Source organism: Micromonospora sp. DT62, assembly GCF_049847285.1.
In the GTDB taxonomy this organism is placed as follows: Bacteria; Actinomycetota; Actinomycetes; order Mycobacteriales; family Micromonosporaceae; genus Micromonospora; species Micromonospora reichwaldensis.
In genome coordinates this window covers 91,604-111,772 of sequence record NZ_JBNCOB010000007.1, presented here as the reverse complement: position 1 = coordinate 111,772, position 20,169 = coordinate 91,604, and the positions used below count along the sequence as shown (strand labels likewise).

At 72.0% G+C, this 20,169-nt stretch carries 18 protein-coding genes and 1 pseudogene; 2 read left to right on the top strand and 17 right to left on the bottom strand.

The features are described from left to right. The 7 genes from ACPXCB_RS13095 to ACPXCB_RS13065 form a co-directional block, all read right to left on the bottom strand. A complete protein-coding gene (locus tag ACPXCB_RS13095) occupies window positions 1-1,239 on the bottom strand; it encodes an LCP family protein (RefSeq protein WP_425875193.1) in 1,239 nt (412 codons plus the stop codon). A 75-nt stretch (window positions 1,240-1,314) separates the two neighbouring features. Then, complete coding sequence (locus ACPXCB_RS13090) at window positions 1,315-2,292, bottom strand: UDP-glucuronic acid decarboxylase family protein (protein ID WP_311409890.1); 978 nt, start codon at window positions 2,290-2,292, stop codon at window positions 1,315-1,317. 103 nt (window positions 2,293-2,395) lie between these two features. Next, window positions 2,396-4,069 carry a solute symporter family protein gene (locus tag ACPXCB_RS13085; RefSeq protein WP_132240519.1) on the bottom strand — a complete coding sequence of 558 codons (1,674 nt, stop codon included), beginning with the start codon at window positions 4,067-4,069 and terminating at the stop codon, window positions 2,396-2,398. After that, window positions 4,047-4,418, bottom strand: a complete 372-nt coding sequence (locus ACPXCB_RS13080; protein ID WP_357580133.1) for a DUF485 domain-containing protein — start codon at window positions 4,416-4,418, stop codon at window positions 4,047-4,049. The genes ACPXCB_RS13085 and ACPXCB_RS13080 overlap by 23 nt, the downstream gene beginning before the upstream one ends. A 209-nt stretch (window positions 4,419-4,627) precedes the next feature. Beyond that, the gene (locus tag ACPXCB_RS13075; RefSeq protein ID WP_425875190.1) at window positions 4,628-5,281 is read right to left on the bottom strand and encodes a flavin reductase family protein; all 654 of its coding nucleotides are present in this window, start codon (window positions 5,279-5,281) and stop codon (window positions 4,628-4,630) included. Window positions 5,282-5,290: 9 nt separating this feature from the next. Beyond that, a complete protein-coding gene (locus ACPXCB_RS13070) occupies window positions 5,291-5,698 on the bottom strand; it encodes a hypothetical protein (RefSeq protein WP_425875188.1) in 408 nt (135 codons plus the stop codon). Between the two features lie 119 nt (window positions 5,699-5,817). Then, complete coding sequence (locus ACPXCB_RS13065) at window positions 5,818-6,312, bottom strand: SRPBCC family protein (RefSeq protein WP_327029983.1); 495 nt, start codon at window positions 6,310-6,312, stop codon at window positions 5,818-5,820. Window positions 6,313-6,497: 185 nt separating this feature from the next. On the opposite strand from ACPXCB_RS13065, the gene ACPXCB_RS13060 reads away from it, so the two are divergent. Beyond that, the gene (locus ACPXCB_RS13060; RefSeq protein ID WP_425875186.1) at window positions 6,498-7,130 is read left to right on the top strand and encodes a hypothetical protein; all 633 of its coding nucleotides are present in this window, start codon (window positions 6,498-6,500) and stop codon (window positions 7,128-7,130) included. Window positions 7,131-7,144: 14 nt separating this feature from the next. Here the strand turns inward: ACPXCB_RS13060 and ACPXCB_RS13055 are convergent. The 10 genes and pseudogenes from ACPXCB_RS13055 to ACPXCB_RS13010 all read right to left on the bottom strand — a co-directional run bounded on the left by ACPXCB_RS13055 (window position 7,145) and on the right by ACPXCB_RS13010 (window position 18,558). Further along, window positions 7,145-8,019 (bottom strand): annotated as a pseudogene (locus tag ACPXCB_RS13055) (IS5 family transposase). Window positions 8,020-8,090: 71 nt separating this feature from the next. Then, window positions 8,091-9,791 carry an ABC transporter permease gene (locus tag ACPXCB_RS13050; protein WP_425875184.1) on the bottom strand — a complete coding sequence of 567 codons (1,701 nt, stop codon included), beginning with the start codon at window positions 9,789-9,791 and terminating at the stop codon, window positions 8,091-8,093. Beyond that, entirely contained in the window at window positions 9,776-10,540 is a 765-nt protein-coding gene (locus tag ACPXCB_RS13045) for an ABC transporter ATP-binding protein (RefSeq protein ID WP_311409885.1), read from the bottom strand. The genes ACPXCB_RS13050 and ACPXCB_RS13045 overlap by 16 nt, the downstream gene beginning before the upstream one ends. 154 nt (window positions 10,541-10,694) lie before the next feature. Further along, a complete protein-coding gene (locus ACPXCB_RS13040; protein ID WP_425875181.1) occupies window positions 10,695-12,335 on the bottom strand; it encodes a cation acetate symporter in 1,641 nt (546 codons plus the stop codon). Window position 12,336: 1 nt separating this feature from the next. After that, window positions 12,337-12,726 carry a hypothetical protein gene (locus ACPXCB_RS13035; protein ID WP_311410095.1) on the bottom strand — a complete coding sequence of 130 codons (390 nt, stop codon included), beginning with the start codon at window positions 12,724-12,726 and terminating at the stop codon, window positions 12,337-12,339. Between the two features lie 287 nt (window positions 12,727-13,013). Beyond that, entirely contained in the window at window positions 13,014-13,679 is a 666-nt protein-coding gene (locus tag ACPXCB_RS13030) for a DUF5701 family protein (protein ID WP_425875179.1), read from the bottom strand. A gap of 114 nt (window positions 13,680-13,793) precedes the next feature. Then, complete coding sequence (locus ACPXCB_RS13025; protein ID WP_425875475.1) at window positions 13,794-14,555, bottom strand: LytR/AlgR family response regulator transcription factor; 762 nt, start codon at window positions 14,553-14,555, stop codon at window positions 13,794-13,796. Between the two features lie 17 nt (window positions 14,556-14,572). Next, window positions 14,573-15,823, bottom strand: coding sequence for a sensor histidine kinase (locus tag ACPXCB_RS13020; protein WP_425875177.1), 1,251 nt, complete (start codon window positions 15,821-15,823; stop codon window positions 14,573-14,575). Window positions 15,824-15,861: 38 nt separating this feature from the next. Then, the gene (locus ACPXCB_RS13015; RefSeq protein WP_425875473.1) at window positions 15,862-17,433 is read right to left on the bottom strand and encodes a sugar transferase; all 1,572 of its coding nucleotides are present in this window, start codon (window positions 17,431-17,433) and stop codon (window positions 15,862-15,864) included. A gap of 264 nt (window positions 17,434-17,697) precedes the next feature. After that, a complete protein-coding gene (locus ACPXCB_RS13010) occupies window positions 17,698-18,558 on the bottom strand; it encodes an Fpg/Nei family DNA glycosylase (protein ID WP_425875175.1) in 861 nt (286 codons plus the stop codon). A gap of 80 nt (window positions 18,559-18,638) precedes the next feature. On the opposite strand from ACPXCB_RS13010, the gene ACPXCB_RS13005 reads away from it, so the two are divergent. Next, window positions 18,639-19,898, top strand: coding sequence for a glycosyltransferase (locus ACPXCB_RS13005; RefSeq protein ID WP_425875173.1), 1,260 nt, complete (start codon window positions 18,639-18,641; stop codon window positions 19,896-19,898). The last annotated feature ends 271 nt before the right edge of the window (window positions 19,899-20,169 follow it).

The following is a 20,169-nucleotide window of genomic DNA, read 5'->3' as shown; positions in this document are numbered from 1 at the left end:
TCAGTTTCCGGTGCCGTCCTTCTTCTTCTGGTTGGCCTCGACCCAGGCCGTCATGGTGTCGGCCGACATCGCCTTGTACATGGTTAGCGCCTTCTCCTTGTCCGACACCACCACCGACTCACCGTCGATGGTCTGGCTGCCGACGTGCGGGCTGGTCACGAAGGTGAGGTTCTCGCCGCGCAGGTTGCGGAACTGGACCCCCATGTCAACAAGCGAGAAGCTCTGGTCGACGGTGACCGCGGCGGTGACCGACTTGAGGAAGTCGTTCAGCTTCTTCGGATTGGTCAGCGTGCCCGTGCTCGCCGCCTTGTCCATCAGGGCGCGGAGGAAGTCCTGCTGGTGCCGCATCCGGGCGAAGTCGCCGTCCGGGAACTGCTTGCGCTGCCGGATCCAGTCCAGCGCCTCGGCGCCGTCCATGTGGTTGGTGCCCTTGGTGAACGTCCGGTACGGCTTGTGGATCGAGGTGACGGTCCGCTCGACCTTCAGGTCGACGCCGCCGAGGGCGTCGGTGACCTGCTTGAAGCCGGCGAAGTCGATCGCCATCACGTGGTCGAGCCGCACGTCGGTGAAGCACTCCACCGTCCGGACGGCCAGCGGCAGCCCGCCGAAGGCGAAGGCGGCGTTGATCTTCCCCCGCTGCCCGCTGCCGCAGTCGGCGTTGGCGCCCTCCGGGATCGGCACGTAGAGGTCGCGGGGGATGGAGACCAGGTAGGCCTTCTGGTGGTCCGACGGGATGTGCATCACGATGATCGTGTCGGCCCGCCACTTGCTGGACTTGTCCACCGGGGCGTCCGGGTCCCGGGAGTCGCTGCCCACCAGCAGGATGTTCAGGGCACCGTCCACCGCCTTGGCCGGGCGGCCCCCCGTGATCTCCGAGAACGGGTCGGTGCGGGCCAGGTCGTCGTCGAGGCCGCGGGCGTAGAACCAGGCGCCCACCCCGCCGAGCAGCGCGAGCACCAGCACGGCCACGCCGGCCACCAGGGCGATCCGGCCCCAGCGGGGGCGGACGCCGCCCCGGCCCGGCCGGTCCGGTCCGGTCGGTCCGCCTGGCCCGGCCGGTCCGCCCGGCCCCGCAGGACCGCCCGGGCCACCGGCCCGTGGCTCGTCCGCTGCCGGGGACCAGCGGGCCTCGGCCGGCCGGGCGCGTCCGGCGTCCCGGCCGGGGCCGGGCACCGAGGCGCGCCCGGCGCTGCGGTGCAGATGCGGGAGTGGAACTCCGGCGGGCATGGTCGCTGACATGTAACTCAGGGTACGTACGCGTAGCCACTGTCGCGCTGTGGCGCCGCCGACGTGTGCGCCAGCGGCGAGCGTTCGCTAGACCATCCGCTCGCGGAAGTACTCGATGGTGCGGCGGAGGCCGTCCTCGGGCGCCACGGTCGGCTCGTATCCGAGCAGCTCGCGGGCGAGGGTCAGGTCCGGGCGGCGCATCTCCGGGTCGTCGGCGCTGCGGGTGATGTAGGTCACCTCGGAGCTGCTCCCGGTGAGCGACACGATCGTCTCGGCCAGCTGCCGCATGCTCATCTCGTGCTCGGTGCCGCAGTTGATCGGCCCCGTCTCGCGGGAGTCGAGGAGCAGCAGGATGCCGTGCACCAGGTCGGACACGTAGCAGATCGAACGGGTCTGGTTGCCGGTGCCGTGCACGGTGATCGGCTCGCCACGCAGCGCCTGCGAGATGAAGGTCGGGATGGCCCGGCCGTCGTCCGGGCGCATCCGCGGGCCGTACGTGTTGAAGATCCGGACGATGGCCGTGTCGAGCCCCCGGCTCCGGTGGTAGGCCATGGTGGCCGCCTCGGAGAAGCGCTTCGCCTCGTCGTAGACGCTGCGGATGCCGATCGGGTTGACGTTGCCCCAGTACGACTCGGGCTGCGGGTGCTCCTTCGGGTCCCCGTACGCCTCGGAGGTGGAGGCCATCAGGAAGCGGGCGCCGTCGGCGACCGCGCGCTCCAGCAGGTGCAGGGTGGCCACCGAGCCGACGCGGAGGATCTCCACCGGCAGCTTCTCGAAGTCGGTCGGGCTCGCCGGCGAGGCCATGTGCAGGATGGCGTCGAACCGCTCGGCCATCGCCGGGTGGTGGGTCGGCAGGCCGTCGGAGATGTCGGCCTCGACCAGGGTGAAGTTCGGCTCGTCCAGCAGGTGGGCGACGTTCTCCTTCGACCCGGTGATGAAGTTGTCGAGCGCGACCACGGTGCAGCCGCGAGCGATCAGGGAGTCCACCAGGTGCGACGGTACGAAGCCGGCGCCGCCCGTGACGAGGATGCGGTGACCGGGTCCGAAGCGGGCAACAGCGTTCATGCCGGTCAGCCTACCCACTGCCCGGGACCGCCCTGCCGCAAGGAAGGGTCCCTTGTCGTCGCCAGGCGATGACAAGGGACCCCTCCATGCAGCTGTCGGGTCGTCAGTGGGCGCCGGCGCCGGTGACGGAACGCACCTCCAGCTCCGCGTACTTCTCCTCGTCGTGCTCCTTGGAGATCACGGTGCCGATCCACCCGCACAGGAAACCGAACGGGATGGACAGGATGCCGGGGTTGGACAGCGGGAACCACTGCCAGTCGTGCTCGGGGAACATCGAGGTGGCCGCGCCGGAGACCACCGGCGAGAAGAACACCAGCAGGACGGCGGAGAGCAGGCCGCCGTAGATGGCCCATACCGCGCCCGAGGTGTTGAACCGCCGCCAGAACAGGCTGTAGAGGATCGCCGGCAGGTTGCCGGAGGCGGCCACCGCGAACGCCAACGCCACCAGGAAGGCCACGTTGAGGTTCTGCGCGTAGATCGACAGCACGATCGAGATCGCGCCGATCACCAGGGCGGAGACCCGGGCGACCCTGACCTCCTGCCGCTCGGACGCCTTACCGTCCTTGATCACGTTGGCGTAGAAGTCGTGCGCCAGGCTGGACGAGGAGGCCAGGGTCAGGCCGGCCACCACGGCCAGGATCGTGGCGAAGGCGACCGCCGCGATGACCGCGAGCAGGGTCGCCCCGCCGAGATCGCCGCCGAGGAATTCGATGCCGAGCGCCTCGGCGAGCTGTGGCGCGGCCGTGTTGCCGGCCTTGTCCTGCGCGGTGATCGCCTCGCTGCCGACCAGCGCCGCCGCGCCGAAGCCGAGGGCCAGGGTGAGCAGGTAGAAGGTGCCGATGATGCCGATCGCCCAGAGCACGCTCTTGCGGGCCGTCTTCGCCGTCGGCACGGTGTAGAAGCGGATCAGGATGTGCGGCAGGCCGGCGGTGCCGAGCACCAGCGCGATGCCGAGCGACAGCAGGTCCATCTTGTTGTAGAAGGTCTGCGTCGCGTCGCCGGCCACCTCGACCCCGTAGCGCAACCCCGGTCCGAGGAGCGCGTCGCCCTTGCCAGAGGAGGCCGCGGCGGCGCCGAGCAGCTCCGACAGGTTGAAGTTGTACTTCGCCAGCACCAGCACCGTCATGATCGTCGCGCCGCCCATCAGCAGGAACGCCTTGACGATCTGCACGTAGGTGGTGCCCTTCATGCCGCCCACCGTGACGTAGACGATCATGAGCGCGCCGACCATGATGATGGTGGCGACCTTGGCGGTGTCGGCGTCCATGCCGAGGAACGTCGTACCCGGCTTGATGCCGAGCAGCAGGGCGACCAGCGCGCCCGCGCCGACCATCTGCGCCAGCAGGTAGAAGATCGACACCGTGATGGTGGAGACGGCGGCGGCGGTCCGCACCGGGCGCTGGCGCATCCGGAACGCCAGCACGTCGGCCATCGTGTACCGCCCGGAGTTGCGCAGCAGCTCCGCGACCAGCAGCAGCGCCACCAGCCAGGCGACCAGGAAGCCGATGGAATAGAGGAAGCCGTCGTAGCCGTAGAGGGCGATCATGCCGGCGATGCCGAGGAACGAGGCGGCCGACATGTAGTCGCCGCCGATGGCCATGCCGTTCTGGAAGCCGGAGAAGGACCGGCCACCAGCGTAGAAGTCGGTGGCGGTCTTGGTCTGCCGGCTGGCCCAGATGGTGATGGCCAGGGTCACCGCCACGAAGACCAGGAAGAGCGTGATGGTGAGGTTGCGGGCGGTGGTGCTGCCCGCCTCAGCCGCGAGGACCGTGTTCATTGCTCACCTCCCCCATCTCGGCCCGGATCCGGTCGGCGACCGGGTCGATCTTCCGGTCGGCGAACCGCGAGTAGAGCCAGGCGATGAGGAAGGTCGAGACGAACTGGAGCAGGCCGAAGACGAGGGCGATGTTGATGTTGCTGCCGAAGAGCTTCGTGCCCATGAAGTCCCGCGCGTACGCGGACAGGATGACGTAGAGCGCATACCACAGGAAGAACGCGACGGTCATCGGGAAGATGAAGCCGCGCAGCGTGCGCCGCAACCCGGCGAACTCGTCCGACCGCTGCACGGCCAGGTACCGGTCCGCCGCCGAGGTCGACGGCGTGGACGCGGGTGTGTCCGTGGACATTCGTGGATCACCACCTTCACAGGCGTGGGGAGTTTCGCGCACGGTAGAAAGCGCGCTCCCCGCCACGGAAGGGCGAGATCGACGCCGGTCGGCGGCTGCGCCGAACGGCACGGTGGCTGCGCCGAGTGACGCAGCTCACTCCGTTCACCGGTAGCGGGTGTGGCCCGGGTGGGCCGGACGGTCGCCGTCGACGCCGCCGGTGACGGTCGTCAGGTCAGCTCGCGGTAGCGGCCCCGGTAGTGCAGCAGCGGGTCCGTCTCCCCGGTCAGCTCGACGGCCTCGATGGTGGCCTCCACCAGCAGGCCCCAGCCGTACTCGCGGGCGGAGTCGAGCCGGCACCCCGCCCAGCCGCCGGCGTCGGCCGGCACCGGGCCGTAGGGGGTGTCGGTCCAGGCCCCGGTGGCGAACAGGCCGCCGGGGGACGGGAAGAGGCCCGCGAACCGGTCGGCGAGCTGCCGGTGCGCGGGGCCGAGCGGGGCCACCGCGAAGCGGCCGGCGGACTCGACCGCCGCCCACAGGTCGGACTCCGGGTCGACCAGGCCGAGCAGCCGGTCCGGCTCGCCCTCCGCGACCAGCGTCGAGGAGACCGTCAGGCCCGCCGGCTCCGGCGCCGTCCAGAGCGTCACCGGCGACGCCAGCCGACCCCGCAACCGGCGTACGGGCGAGCGTTGGTCGGCGGGCACGGCGAACGGGTCGATGTGGTGGATCTCGGCGCCCGGCTCATGATTCACGTGAAACATTGTGGGGCCTGCCCCGCCCCGACGGGCCCGGATGTGGCCCCTGGCGTCGACAGTCGGCGCGCCGCCGCTGTTGCCGGCGCGTCGGTGACGCGGTGCGGTGAGTGCCCGCCCGCGCGGCCCCACGTCACCGGATCACATGATCTCAGCGGGCTTGATGTGCAGGTTCAGCAGCATGTCCTCGAAGGCCTCGGGGCCGAATCGTGCCGCCACGATGTGCACCGGTGAACACACCATGTCCAGTGTCGCGACGCCCACGGGGCGACTCTCGACGCCGGTCACCACCAGGGTCGTCCCCCGCACGGTGACGTCCTCGATGGTGACGTCGTAGCCCAGCACGGGGCGGGTCCCTACCGAGAGCATGATGACCGTCTCACGTGCGAGATCCACCAGCGGCGGTGGCGGGACAGGCTGCACTCCCCGATTGACCGATGCCCAGTGCTGCGCCCACGACCCTGATCGGCGGATCAGAAACAGGCCGTAACTCGAGCCGGCACCGGATGCCTGCCCGTGGTGCAGGGTGCGGAAGTTCGCGCGGCTCACCCGCTGACCCTACCGGCACCGACCCTACGGACAGTTGGTCGAGATCTTGGACGTACTGCGCCCTCGCAGGGGCCGTTCCTTTCCGAGATCTCGACGGGGTGCGCGTACCGCTGGAGGGGTCAGTCGTCGGCGGTCAGTGACCGGCGGGCGGCGGCCAGCACCTCCGGGTCCGTGCAGCCGGCGGCGTACCCGGCGATCCGGCGGCGGATGTCGCGGCCGAGCAGCCAGGAGCCGATCCGGTCCGCGACCGGGCGCAGGAACGCGGGCCGGCAGCGGAAGCTGTACCGCCAGGTGGCGATGGCGTGGCCGGGCTCCGGGGCGGGCGCGAACCGCCACCCACCGGCGAACATCTCGAAGAACCACGGCCCGCGCACCATCTTCATCCCGACGTGGCTCGGCGGGGCCCAGGAGACGTACTCGCTGACCATCGCCAGGCCGTGCCGGGACCGGGTGAAGGTCCGTACCCCCTTGCCGGGCCGGGTCGCCCCGTCGGTGAAGTGCTGCTCGCGTACGAACGGGTCCCACCGGTAGCGCACGGGCGCGGTGGTCTGGGAGACCGCGAAGGCCAGCTCGGGCGGGACCGGCACGGTGATCACCGCTTCGACGACGGGCATCAGGCCATTGTGCCGCCGACCGGCAACCACCGCGTCCGACGTGCGCCGTCCGCCCCGCCTAGGCCCTGTCCTGTCGATCATGGATGCACGACCCAGCTACGCGATCGTGGGCGTTATCCGCGCCGGGCGTCGCACTGCGCCTGTGCCGCTGCAAGGGTCAAGGCCTCGCATGTGACGATGCCTCGGTGACACCGGAGCAAGTCGCCCAGATCCCAATGCGGGTGGCCGATCGATTGATTGAGCAGCTGGCACCCGGTGGATGGCGACCGCATGGTTTCGCGCCCGACGATGAGGTTGCCTTCGTGCGCGAGCCCGTTCACGGGGTCGTCTTCCACTTCGGCGTCAACCTCGCTGGTGGTGACGGTGTCTCGCTCAGCTCCAGCGTGGGCGTGGAACATGCCGGCGCCGCCGAGTTGCAGAGGCAACTCTTCGGTGACACGGGCACCGTGTGTCAGGTGGGTGCAAGCATGATCAATCTGGTGCACGACGCGGAGCCGTCCAAGGTCACGCCGTTTCGCTGGTGGGTCGCGTCGCCGGAACAGGTGGACGAAGCTGTTGCTCAGGTCGTCGCCGACTTGATGACCTATGGTGAGCCGTTCTTGGTCGGCAACCAGACGTTGCCGAAGGTGATCGAAACGCTGGTCGGACGGCCGAAATCGCAGGTCGAGTACGGAACTCTGGCCGTTTGCCTCGCGGTGTCGGGGGACCTGCCCGGGGCTCGCGCCATGCTGGCGAAGTTCGGTGCGGTTCGCCCGGTGTTTGCGGGAGACACGACCGAGACATTCGTCCACAATTTCACCGAGCGGTTCGGCGACTAGGGATCCCGCCTTGATCACGGGAGCCAGATAATGGCGGCGATGAGGACAAGACTGGCGCGGTAGAGGGATGCGCGTTTGGCGTATCGGGTGGCCAGGTCACGCCACTGCTTGAGCCGGTTGAAGCAGCGTTCCACGACGTTGCGCTTGCGGTAGATCGCTTTGTCGAAGGCTCGTGGCCGCCCGCCGGCGCTGCCCTTGGCGGCCCGGCGGACGACCTGGTCGAAGCGTTCCGGGATGACGTGTCGGATCCCTCGCCGCCGTAGCGCTCGGCGGGTCGAGTCGTGCGCGTAGCCCTTGTCTGCGATCAGCACCTCAGGCGGCTTGCGGGGCCGTCCGGGACCAGGCTCGTTGACCTGGATCGCATCCAGCAGCGCGAGGAGTTGGGGGTTGTCGCCGGCCTGGCCCGGGGTGAGCAGGATCGACAACGGCGGGCCGCGTCCGTCGACGGCGAGATGGATCTTCGTGCTCAGTCCGCCGCGGGATCGGCCGATGGCCTCGCCATCTTGCGCTCCAGGCGTCGCCGGTCGGGGAATCCCCTTTTTGCGGGCGCCAGCGGCATGCTGGTGCGCCCGCACGATCGACGAGTCGATGCTGATCGTCCACTGCACCGGTGTGCATTCGTCATGCACCTGCGCTGCGGCGAGGATCCGATCCCACGTCCCGTCGGCCGTCCCAGCGGCGCAGCCGTTCGTGGCAGGTCTTCCACGGCCCGAAGCGTTCCGAAGCGTTCCGGCAGGTCGCGCCATGGCGCACCCGTACGCAGCTTCCACAAGACTCCGTTGATGACCTGACGGTGATCCCGCCACCGCCCCCGCGAACCACCTGGCTCGGTAAGCAGCGGCGTGATCACCGCCCACGCCTCCTCGGTCAATTCACCAAGACGTACCACCGGCACATCGTCAACGACCAACCATTACAAGATCGACAGGACATGCCCTAGCCGGCGCGTGCCGGCGACCGTCAGCGCCTGGGTGTCACCGTGGCGAGCAGTTCCGGCATCCGGCGGTCCAGCACGTCGCCGGCCAGGTACGCGCCGAGCAGCGCCGCCCCCAGGCCGTACGCGGCCCCGAGCGGCAGGGCCAGCCAGAGCCAGACGTCGCCGAGCAGCCCGGCGGCCACCACCATCGGCACCGCCGCCACCGCGGTGGCGAGCATCGCCAGCAGGGTGAGGAAGCTCTTCGCGATCCCGGCACCGGTGTTCAGCGCGAACGGGTTGCTCGTCTCCGGCAGCGAGTACGCCCCGAGCACCGAGACGAAGCAGTTCACCGCCAGCCCCGCGCCGTACGTGCCGAACAGCGTGCCCGCCATCAGTCCGATCCAGCCGGGCTCGCCGATGACCACCGCGACGACCACGGAGATCACCGCCAGCATCGGCAGGACGTAGAGCGAGAACGCGGCCATCCGGGCGCGCAGCTCCTGCTGGCCGGAGACGCCCGCGACCACGTTCGCCGCGTACGCGCTGCCGTCGAAGCCGAACTGGTTGGCCAGGGTGACGGCGGCGAGCAGCCCGACGAAGAGCATCGACAGGCTGGACAGCACCGGGGACGGATCGGAGCTGGCCGTGAACCCCTCGGCGCCGTCGATCGTGAAGCCCGAGCCGCCCAGGTTGACCATGACCGGCACGAAGAGACCGACGACCGCGACGGTGATCAGGTTGGCCCGGCGTCGGGCGTCCCGCCACCAGTAGCGGGCCTCCCGGGCGACGAGGGCGCCGAACCGGTCCCGCCGGGCGCGACCGAGGACCCTCGGGAAGAGTTGGGCGACCGCCCCGCCGGTCGTACCACGCTGAGCGCGGGCCGGCCCGGCACTGGCCGTGCCCACCATCGCGGACTCGAGCGAGCGGGACCACCAGGCCAGCAGCGCGACGATCGTCGCCGCCGTGATCAGCAGCTTCACCGGTGCGGCCCAGACGCGGCCCTCGGCCACGTCGATGCCGGCCGTCCAGGGGGCGCCGAACGGGGTCCAGGCGACCACCTCGGCCACCCCCTGGAGGCGGTCCCAGTCGGCGTCGGAGAGGGCGGCGATGCCCAGGAGCTGCAACGGCCCGAGCAGCGCGGCGAGTACGGCGAGCAGCACGGCGGCCAGGTCGCGGACCCGGCGGGACCGCAGCGCGGTGGCGAAGGCGCTGGTCACCGCGCGGGCCGCGGCGACGCAGAGCAGCAGCCCGCCGACCACCCCGACGAAGGCGACCGCGGCGGCCGACCAGCCACCCAGCGCCCCGGCGGTGACCACCAGCCCGCACAGGGCCAGCAGCACCGAGATCGTGGGGACGCTGACGAAGGCGGCGGCGAAGAGCCCGGTGACGAGCGTGCGGCGGGGCAGCGGCAGCAGCGCGAACCTCGCCGGGTCCAGCGTCTCGTCCACCCCGAAGAAGACCAGCGGCAGCAGCAGCCAGCCGAGCACCGTCAGGCCGCCGCCGAAGGCGGCCACCATCAGCGCGTAGCGGCTCGAGTCGGCCAGGCCGGGCGCGGCGAAGAGGAAGAAGCCGGTGCCGGCGAACCAGAGCCCGAGCACCGCGCCGCCCACGAAGAGGGCGACCCGCCAGCCCTGACCCCGGAAGTTGTTGCCCATCACCCGCAGCTTGAGCCGGACGAAGTGCCGGGCGGAGACCCGCCGGGCGGGCTGGGCGGGGACGGTCGGTGCGGTCACTGCGACAGCCACGCCAACTCCTCGCCAGTCGCCGTACGGCCGCCGACCACCTCGACGAAGACCTGCTCCAACGAGCGGCCGCCGCGCACCTCGTCGATGGGCCCGACCCGCTTGATGGTGCCGGCCGCCAGGATCGCCACGTGCGAGCAGAGCCGCTCGACGACCTCCATCACGTGGCTGGAGAAGACCACGGTGCCGCCCCCGGTCACGTACCGGTGCAGGATGTCCCGGATCAGCGCGGCCGAGACCGGGTCGACCGCCTCGAACGGCTCGTCCAGCACCAGCAGCCGGGGCCCGTGCAGCAGCGCGCAGGCCAGGCCGATCTTCTTCTTCATGCCCGCCGAGTAGTCGACCACCAGGGTCCGGCCGGCGTCGCCGAGCGCGAGCACGTCCAGCAGCTCCGCCGCCCGCTGGTCGACCACCGCCGGGTCCATCCCGCGCAGCAGACCGTGGTACGCGAGCAGTTCCGCGCCGCTGAGCCGGTCGAAGAGCCGTACGCCGTCGGGCATCACGCCGAGCAGTTGCTTCGCCCGCACCGGGTCGGCCCAGACGTCGTGACCGAGCACCCGGGCGCCGCCGGCGTCCGGCCGGAGCAGCCCGACCGCCATCGACAGGGTGGTGGTCTTCCCCGCGCCGTTCGGGCCGAGCAGGCCGTAGAAGGAACCGGCCGGCACGTCGAGGTCGACACCGGCGACGGCGACCTTGCCGTCGAAGTGTTTCGCCAGGCCACGCAGGGAGAGCGCCGGGTGCTCAGCAGTCATGCGTCGACCGTATCCGGCCCGGACCAGCGGCTGCTCCGGCCGCAGGATGATCCCCGGTCATCCCCGAGTCGTACCCGTCGGCGCCGCTGAACGCCCGGCCCGCCTGTCAGGAAGGGCCCTTTCCGCTACCGCAGGCGTTGACAGGGGGCCTTCCTCACAGGCGGAGGGCCTCCGGGGCGTGCAGGCGGAGCATGGTGGCGCCGATGTCGGCCGGCGCCCGGCGGCGGGTCGCCATCGAGACCGCCACCATCACGGTGAAGGCGAGCGGCACCGTCCAGGCGGCCGGCTGGGCGGTGAGCGTGGCCGGCCAGCCGGACAGCGGCGGGCCGAGCACCGTGACCAGCACCGCCCCGACCGCCGCGCCGCCGCCGACCAGGATCCCGGCGGCGGCGCCCAGGTCGGTCAGCCCGCGCCACCAGATGCCGAGCACCAGCAGCGGGCAGAAGCTGGACGCGGCGACCGCGAAGGCCAGCCCGACGACCTGCGACACGTCCAGCCCGGCGAGGTTGAGCGCGAGGACCGTCGGCACGGCCCCGGCGATCACCGTGGCGAGCCGGAAGCCGCGTACCGAGCCGCGCCCCAGCACGTCCGTGGAGATCACCCCCGCGACGCTGGTGAGCAGCCCCGACGAGGTGGAGAGGAAGGCCGCGAACGCGCCGGCCGCGACCAGCGCGGCGAGCAGCCGGCCGGCGGTGCCGTCGCCGAGCGCCGCCCCGGGCAGCAGCACCACCACCGCGTCGGTCTGCCCGCTCAGCAGCAGCTGCGGGGTGTAGATCCGGCCGAGCACCCCGTAGATGGTGGGCAGCAGGTAGAACGCCCCGACCAGGGCGAGCACCACCAGCGTGGTGCGGCGGGCGGCGGCGCCGTCGGGGTTGGTGTAGAAGCGGACCAGCACGTGCGGCAGGCCCATCGTGCCGAGGAACGTGGCCAGGATCAGCGAGTACGTGGCGAACAGCCCCCGGTCGTCGTCCCCGGCGGCGCTGGGCAGCAGCCAGTCGGCCGCGTCGGTGGCGACCCCGGACACCTCCGGCACCGGGTCGCCGGCGGCGAAGGAGAGCTCGTCGCCGGGGCGTACCTCCTGGATCCGACCGTCGGGGAGGGTGAGGGTCGCTCGGTGCTCGACCACGACGGTGGTCGCGGTCCGGAACGTCGGCCCGTCGGGCGGGGTCACCGCCGGGCGGGCGTCGGCCTGCCACTGCAACGCCAGGAAGATCGCCGGTACGGCCAGCGCGGTCAGCTTCAGCCAGTACTGGAAGGCCTGCACGAAGGTGATCGCGCGCATGCCGCCGAGCGCGACGTTCGCGGTGACCACCACGGCCACCAGCAGGGCCCCCAACGGGTACGCCGAGCCGGTCACCGTGGCCAGCGTCAGCCCCGCCCCCTGGAGCTGCGGCACGAGGTAGAGCCAGCCGATGAAGATCACGAAGACGGTGGCGAGGGTGCGCAGCCGGCGCGACCCGAGCCGCAGCTCGCAGAAGTCCGGCAGGGTGAACGCGCCGGAGCGGCGCAGCGGCGCGGCCACGAAGAGCAGCAGCGCGAGGTAGCCGGCGGCGAAGCCGACGGGGTACCAGAGCACGTCGACGCCGTACTTGAGGATCAGCCCGGCGATCCCGAGGAAGCTCGCCGCCGACAGGTACTCCCCGCCGATCGCGGCGGCGTTCCAGGTCGGGCTGATCGCCCGCGAGGCGACCAGGAAGTCGGAGGTGGTGCGTGCCAGCCGCAGCCCGTAGAAGCCGATGCCGACGGTGACCAGGGTGACCGCCACGATCGCCGGTACGACGAAGCCGTTGCCCACCTCAGCGCTCCGGCCGCTGGACCAGGTCGGTGAAGTCCTGCTCGTTGCGTTCGGCCAGCCGCACGTACGCCCAGCCGACGGCGATCAGGAACGGGAACGACGCCACCCCGAGCAGCAGCCAGGGCAGGTTGACGCCGAGCACGGTGACCCGGCCGACGGCGGGCGCGACGGCGAAGAGCCACGGCAGCCCGCCGAGCCCGATCGCCACCACCAGGGAGAGCCGCAGGGCCAGCGCGAACTGGGCCCGGACCAGCCCCCGTACGAGCGCGTCGCCGACCCGGGTCTGCTGGGCCAGTTCGGCGCGGGTGCGCTCCGCCCGGTCCTCGCGGCGGGACACCTCGGCCAGCACGATCCGGGTCCGGGGCTGGGCGGCCGGGGCCTGCTGCGGCACTCCGGGCCGGCCCGCGTGCTCGGGTGCCCGGTCCGCGTGCTCGGGCGTCCCGGACCCGCCCTGCCGGGGCGCGGGGACGGGATCGTCGGCAGCGGCCACCCCGGCAGTCTCGCCCGATCGCCACGAATGTCAAGGGCAGCCATCGGCGTCACGCCCGCCCGGGCCGGCTCGGGCGAAGCCGTCCACACCGGGCTGTGGACAACCTGTGGAGAACGGGTCACGCCTGTGGATAACTCGTGGAGAGCGCGGCGGGGTGGCCGGAGGTCGGTCACCCCACCGCGCGGCACTCACTTCGTGTCGACGTGCTCCAGGCCGACGCGTTCCGGGCGGGCGGAGGCGGAGCCGAGCCAGGTGTGCGGGTTGCCGTACCAGCACCAGCCGAGCTTCGGCGCGTTCTGGCTGATCCAGAGCGCCGGCACCCGCTTGTCGCCGCAGCGGGAGCCGACCAGCGAGAAGCACTTGTTCTTCGCCAGCGCCTCCGGGTACAGCGTGACGAAGGCGAGCCCCTCGTCGATGGTGAGCGGCAGCCGGTCCTGGCCGGTGATCACCTCCATGGCGGCGGCGGGCGCCAGGTTCAGCGTCTCCTCGCCCCGGTCGACGTCGAAGAGCAGGTACGCCGGCCCGGCCGGCACCTCCAGCTCCTTGATCGGGTCGAACTTCGGCAGGTCGCCCTCAGCGTAGTGCCGGTCGACGATTCCCGGCTTCCGCTTGCCGGCGAGGGTGGTCAGCGCGACGCGCTCCTCCACCGGCACCAGGTCGCGGGTGACCACCAGGAGGAAGGGCACCCGCCCCTCGGTCGGGGCGGGCAGGTCGGCCGCCCCGGCGACGGCCGCCGCGCGCAGCGGCGCGACCAGGTCACGGAAGGCGTCCTCGGTCAGCTCGGCGAGGGTCGGGTAGCCCAGCTCCACCAGCCGGTCGAGCTGGCGGTCGAATTCGGTCGCGGCGTCGAACAAGGCGGCCTCCAATTGTCGTACGGAGTACCGTACAGCGTACGACGACGCGCGCGTATTCCCAATGGCGAAAGATTTCCGAGGGCGAGGGCGAGCGCCAGGAGCCGGGCCGAGGTGTCAGCGGTTCCAGTCCTGCTTCGCCGCGCGGACCAGCTTGTCCTTCAGCTCGCGGGTGTGCCGGCGGCTGACCGGCAGCTCCGCCGAGTCGACCACCACGACGTAGCCGGAGTTGACCAGCCGCAGCTCCGCGATCAGCTTGAGCTGCACCAGGTAGGACCGGTGGATGCGGACGAACCCGGCGTCCGCCCAGCGCTCCGCGAGGGTCGCCAGCGACACCCGCACCAGGTGGGAGCCGTCGGCGGTGTGCAGGCGGGCGTAGTCGCCCTGCGCCTCCACCCAGCGCACCGCCGAGCGGGGCAGCATCCGCGTCGTGCCGGCCAGCTCGATGGGGATGGTCGGATCCTCCTCCGCCCAGGCCAGCGCCGCCGGGTGCGACGGCACCACCCGCGCGCCGATCACCCGGCGCAGCGACTCGGCGAGCCGCTCGGCGCGTACGGGCTTGCGGACGTAGTCGGTGGCGCCCAGGTCGAACGCGTCCACCGCCCCGTCGTCGTACGCGGTGACGAAGACGATCGCCGGTGGCCGGGCGAAGCGGCGCAGCACCCGGGCCAGCTCCATGCCGTCCAGCCCGGGCATCCGGATGTCGAGGAAGACCACGTCCACGTCGCCGTCGCGGAGCACCCGCAGCGCCTCCGTCGCGTCCCCCGCCGTGTGCAGCCGGGCCACCCGGGGATCGGCCCGCAGGTGGTACGCCAACTCGTCCAGCGCCGGCGGCTCGTCGTCGACCGCCAGCACCCGCAGGAACCCGGTCGTGCCCACCTCCGCGGCCCGCTCGATCACGAGCCGGCCCGTACGCCGGGATGGAACTTCGGCACCCGCATGCTCACCTTCGTGCCCGAGCCGAGGCCCGTCTCGACGACGAGGCCGAAGCCGTCCCCGAAGACCGACCGGAGCCGCTCGTCGACGTTGGAGAGCCCGACGTGCTGGCCCGGGTCGTCCCCCACGCCGGCCAGCGCGGCGTCGCCCGGGTCCCCGGCGGCGCCGGCCAGCTCGGCGATGCCGGCGGTCAGCGTGCTCGGATCCATCCCCACTCCGTCGTCCTCCACGGTGATGTGGCACTCGGTGCCCGCGTCCCGGGCCTCGATGCTCACCATGCCCGTGCCCGGCTTGCGGGACAACCCGTGCCGGACGGCGTTCTCCACCAGCGGTTGCAGGCAGAGGAACGGCAGCGTCACGGGCAGCACCTCCGGGGCGATCTGGAGGCGCACCTGGAGCCGGTCGCCGAACCGGGCCCGCTCGATGGTCAGGTAGCGGTCGATCGAGCGCAGCTCCTCGACCAACGTGGTGAACTCGCCGTGCGCCCGGAACGAGTACCGGGTGAACTCGGCGAACTCCAGGATCAGCTCCCGGGCCCGGTCCGGGTCGGTGCGGACGAACGAGCCGATCGCGGTCAGCGCGTTGTAGATGAAGTGCGGGCTGATCTGCGCGCGCAGGGCGCGTACCTCGGCGCGGGCCAGCCGCTCCCGCGAGGAGTCCAGCTCGGCCAGGGCGAGCTGGTTGCCGGCCCAGTGTGCCGTCTCCAGGGTGGCCTGCACCAGGCCCGGCTCCGGCTGGCCGTCGGCGACCGCGACCAGCACCCCGACCCTGCGCCCGTCCGCGCCGGTCAGCGGGGCGACCACCGCGCCGCGTACCGGGCAGTCGACCCGGTCGCAGTGCAGCTCCGGCTCGCCGAGGACGGTCGAGCGGCCCGTCGCCACCGCCCGCCGGGCCGCCGCGACCAGTTGCGCGTGGTGGTGCCCGCCCCGCCCGTCGAGGGCGAGCAGGCTCTCCCGGTCCGTCAGCGCCAGCCCGGCCGCACCCACCAGCGCCCGCAGATGGCGTACGGCCTTCGCCGCGTTCGCGGCACTCAGGCCCGCGCGCAGCGGCTCGGCGGCCAGCCCGGCGGTGTGCAGCACCTCGTACGTGGCCCGCTGGGTGGCCGTGGCGATGCCCCGCCGCGCGCGCAGCCGGACCACCGCGAACAGGGCCGCACCCAGCGCGGCGAGCAGCGATACGACGCCGAAGACGCCCGAGAGGTTGCCACCCACGCAGCGATCCTGGCCCCTGGCGGCCCGTACGCCAAGGGTCAGTACGCGCCCTTGCGGGCGAGCACCACCCCGACGGTGCGCCACAGGATGCTCAGGTCGTACGCCAGCGACCAGTTGTCGACGTAGTAGAGGTCGAGCCGGACCGCCTCGTCCCAGGACAGGTCGGAGCGGCCGGAGACCTGCCACAGCCCCGTCATGCCCGGCCGGACCAGCAGGCGGCGGCGCACGTCGCCGAGGAAGTCGCCGTCGTCGGCGGGCAGCGGGCGCGGCCCGACCAGCGACATCTCGCCCTTCAACACGTTGATCAACTGCGGCAGCTCGTCCAGCGAGGAGGCGCGCAGGAAGCGGCCCACCGGGAAGACCCGGGGATCCTCCTTCATCTTGAACAGCATGCCGTCGGTCTCGTTCCGGTCGACCAGGCTGGCCAGCCGGTCCTCCGCGTTCACGTACATGGTGCGGAACTTCCAGACCCGGAAGGTGCGGCCCTCGTGGCCCACCCGGGGCTGGCGGAAGAAGACCGGACCCGGGTCGGAGATCCGGATCGCGATCGCGATGAACAGGAAGACCGGGGCCAGCAGCAGCAGGCCGAACCCGGCGGCCACCCGGTCCATCAGGTTCTTGGCCAGCAGCGCCGGCCCGGAGAGGGTCGGCTCCTCGACGTGCAGCAGCGGCAGGCCCTCGATCGGCCGGATGTGCACCCGGGGGCCGGCGATGTCGGTCAGCTGCGGGGCGACGACCAGGTCGACACCCGAGCCCTCCAACTGCCAGGCCAGCCGGCGCAGCTCGCCCGGCTCGGAGCTCGCCGAGCCGCAGACCGCGATCGTGTCGCCGCCGACCTCCCGGACGAGGGCGAGGATGTCGCGGCCCGCGTACACGGGGACCGGGGTCTCGATGCCCTTGGCCGCCGCGTAGCCGTCGGTGACGTGGATGGCGACCGGCATCAGCCCGGCGGCCGGGTTGCGGGTGACCGCCGTGTAGACCTCCAGGCACTCCGGCAGGGTGCCGATGAGCACCATCCGGTGACCCGCCTGGCTGATGTTGCGCCGGACCACGTGCAGCACGAAGCGGCAGAGCATCCGGTTCAGCAGGATCAGCAGCAGCGCCGCGAGCAGGGCGGTGCCGACCGTGTAGCGGGACAGGTCGGTCTTGGTGGCGAAGGCGAGGAAGGACACCGTCGCGGCGACGGCGACGCCGGCCCGGATCACCCGCTTGTACTCGTCCGGGCCCAGGCCCAGGTAGCGCCGGTCGTAGGCCCGGTTGGCCCAGAGGCTGACGAGCCAGCCGAGCGGCAGGAGCCCGAACGCCACCGTGTGGAACCACGTCGGGTCCTGCTCGGCGTTGTAGAAGCCCGCCCGCGACTGGTCGAACGTCTCGATGGCGATCAGGCTGGCGACCGCGGCGGCCGCGAAGTCGAGCAGCAGCAGGAGCATGATGTAGGGGCGGTGCCAGCGGGACACGCGACGGCGGGCCCGAGCCCACGCCGACCGGGGTACGCCGTTGTGGGACGGCGGTGCCGGCGGCTGGATCTCGAAGCTGTCGACGTGCCGCACGAGTTTGCTCCGGCCTGTGTTGGTTACCGGGCGCTGGAGGCTTGTCGTCACCTCACCCATGTCCTCCCGCATGACACGAGCCACTCACTCACCGTGAGGGCCCGGTCGCCCACCGTCCCAGTCTCCCACGCGGACGCCGGCCGTGCGCTGACCCGAGGGACAACGCGCCAGGTGTGGTGCCGCTGGGCGTCTGGCCGGCTCCGCGCCATTTCAGAAGCCGGGGACCGAGCCACTATACCGATGGATGGCGGGCCCGGTAGAGCCGCAACTCAGACCTTCGGCGCGGGATGGCCGATTCCGTTCCGTAATCGGCAGTGTCGTCACTCACCGTACGAGCCGCGACAGCCTACGGTCAGCGAGGGGCTTCCCGCCGGTCTGGCAGGTCGCGCAGTACTGGAGGCTGGAATCGGCGAACGAGACCTCGCGGACGGTGTCCCCGCAGACCGGGCAGGGCTGCCCCGTCCGGGCGTGCACCTTCAGCCCCGAGCGCTTCTCGCCCTTCAGCTCGGCCGCCTTCTGCCCGACCGAGCGGCGCACCGCGTCGCCGAGCACCTCCCGCGTCGCCGCGTGCAGAATCGCCACCTGGTCGTCGGTCAGCCGGTTGGTGATCGCGAACGGGGACAGCTTCGCCGCGTGCAGGATCTCGTCGGAGTACGCGTTGCCGACGCCGGCCAGCACCGTCTGGTCGGTCAGCACCCCCTTGACCTGGCCCTTGCGGCTGCGCATCCGCTCGGTGAAGGTGGCCAGGTCGGCGGCGAGCGCGTCGGGGCCGAGCCGGGCCACTCCGGGCACCGCCTGCGGGTCGGTGACCAGGTAGACGGCGAGGCTCTTCTGGGTGCCGGCCTCGGTCAGGTCGAAGCCGGAACCGTCGTCGAGGCGTACCCGCAGCGCGATCGGGCCCTTGCCGGGGCGCAGCGGGGCGGTGGACGGGAACGCCTCCCGGTAGTGCAGCCAGCCCGCCCGGGCCAGGTGGACCACCAGGTGCAGCTCGCCGTCGAGCACCACGTCGAGGAACTTGCCGTGCCGGCGGGCGTCCGTCACGGTCCGCCCGGCGGCGGCGGTCGGCGCCGGGTCGTACGTCTTCAGGGCGCTGATGGCGGCGACCTCCAACCGGTCGACGCGCCGCCCGACCGCGCGCTCACGCAGGTAGTCCGTGAGCGCCTCAACCTCCGGTAGTTCGGGCACCGTCCAACGGTAGCCTTCTTTCCCGTGAGCGTGAGGAATGAGCTTGCGAGTCCCGCAATCGCGAACGAAAGGCAAGCTCAGTGAGAATCGTGGTGGCGCACAACCGGTATCGGGAGGCTCAGCCCTCCGGTGAGAACACGATCGTCGACGCGGAGATCGCCCAGCTCACCGCGGCCGGGGTGGAGGTGTTGCCGTTCATCCGCAGCTCGGACGAGATCCCGACGATGTCGAAGTCGGCCAAGGCGCTGCTGCCGATCTCGCCGATCTGGGCGCCCCGCGCGCAGGAGGACCTGAGCCGGCTCATCACGGAGCACCGGCCGGACGTGCTGCACCTGCACAACCCGTACCCCCTGATCTCGCCCTGGATCGTGCGGACCGCGCACCGGCACGGCGTGCCGGTGGTGCAGACGGTGCACAACTACCGCCAGGTCTGCTCCTCGGGGCTCTACTTCCGCGACGGGATGATCTGCCAGGACTGCCGGGGCAGGGCCCTGGGGGTGCCGGCGATCGTGCACCGCTGCTACCGGGGCTCGCGGGCGCAGAGCGCGCTGATGGCGACCACGCTGGCCGTGCACCGGGGCACCTGGCGCTCGGTGGACCGGTTCGTCGCGCTCACCTCGGCGGTCGCCGATCACCTGCGTGACTACGGCATCCCGGCCGAGCGGATCGTGGTGAAGCCGAACGGCATCCCCGACCCGGGGGCGCCCGCGCCGCTCGGCGACGGCTTCCTCTACATGGCCCGGCTCTCCCCGGAGAAGGGGCTGGGCCTGCTGCTGGACGCCTGGCGGCGGCACCCGGACGGCGCGCTCGGCCCGCTGCGCATCGCCGGGGACGGCGAGCTGCGCCCGCTGGCCGAGGCCGCCGCCGCCGAGCGCGCCGACGTGACCTACCTCGGGCCGCTGGACCGTGCCGGGGTACGCGCCGCGGTCGAGGCCAGCGCGGTGATCATCGCCGCCTCCACCTGGCACGACGTGCTGCCCACCGTGATCATCGAGGCGTTCGCCGCCGGCCGCCCGGTGCTCGGCACCGCGCTCGGCGGCATCCCGTACCTCGTCGGCGCCGACGCGCCCCGGGAGCCGGCCGGCACCGGCCCGGCCGCCGTCGCCACGGCCGCCCCGGGGGAGGGCCGCGTCGCGCTGCCCGCCGGTGTACAGGCGGGCGAGGCGGGCTGGGTGGTGCCCCCGGAGCCGGCCGCCATGGCCGCCGCCCTGCCGGTGGCCCGGGCCGGGGCCGCGACGCTGGCCCCGGCGGCGCGCGCCCGCTACGAGCGCACGTTCCACCCCGACGTGGTCACCAAGCGCCTCCTCGACGTGTACGCAGGCGTGGCCCCCCGCCACTGACCGAGGCCCGCGAGCAGAGCGATCGCCCTACTGCTGCCGGGTCTGTGGCTGGCCGGAAAGCCGCTCCCGCCCTCCGGGATCCCCGTCCCACTCCTTAGGACCTCCGGAGATCTTGGTAGCTAGCGGCCCCTACAGGGGCCATTACCTACCAAGATCTCCCATGGTGTTGGCCGCAGCGTCCGGACTGGCGGACGCGGCGCGGTCCGGGGCGGCCCAACGGGCCGGTGACCAGCACGAGGGTGATGAATCGTCTACGACATCAGCTCGACAG

What these genes read in the sequence shown, in the direction of transcription:
- ACPXCB_RS13045 (WP_311409885.1), bottom strand. Translation starts at nt 10,540, where the DNA reads ATGACTGCTGAGCACCCGGCGCTCTCCCTGCGTGGCCTGGCGAAACAC.
- ACPXCB_RS13065 (WP_327029983.1), bottom strand. Translation starts at nt 6,312, where the DNA reads ATGCCCGTCGTCGAAGCGGTGATCACCGTGCCGGTCCCGCCCGAGCTG.
- ACPXCB_RS13080 (WP_357580133.1), bottom strand. Translation starts at nt 4,418, where the DNA reads ATGTCCACGGACACACCCGCGTCCACGCCGTCGACCTCGGCGGCGGAC.
- ACPXCB_RS13085 (WP_132240519.1), bottom strand. Translation starts at nt 4,069, where the DNA reads ATGAACACGGTCCTCGCGGCTGAGGCGGGCAGCACCACCGCCCGCAAC.
- ACPXCB_RS13015 (WP_425875473.1), bottom strand. Translation starts at nt 17,433, where the DNA reads ATGGGTGAGGTGACGACAAGCCTCCAGCGCCCGGTAACCAACACAGGC.
- ACPXCB_RS13095 (WP_425875193.1), bottom strand. Translation starts at nt 1,239, where the DNA reads ATGTCAGCGACCATGCCCGCCGGAGTTCCACTCCCGCATCTGCACCGC.
- ACPXCB_RS13090 (WP_311409890.1), bottom strand. Translation starts at nt 2,292, where the DNA reads ATGAACGCTGTTGCCCGCTTCGGACCCGGTCACCGCATCCTCGTCACG.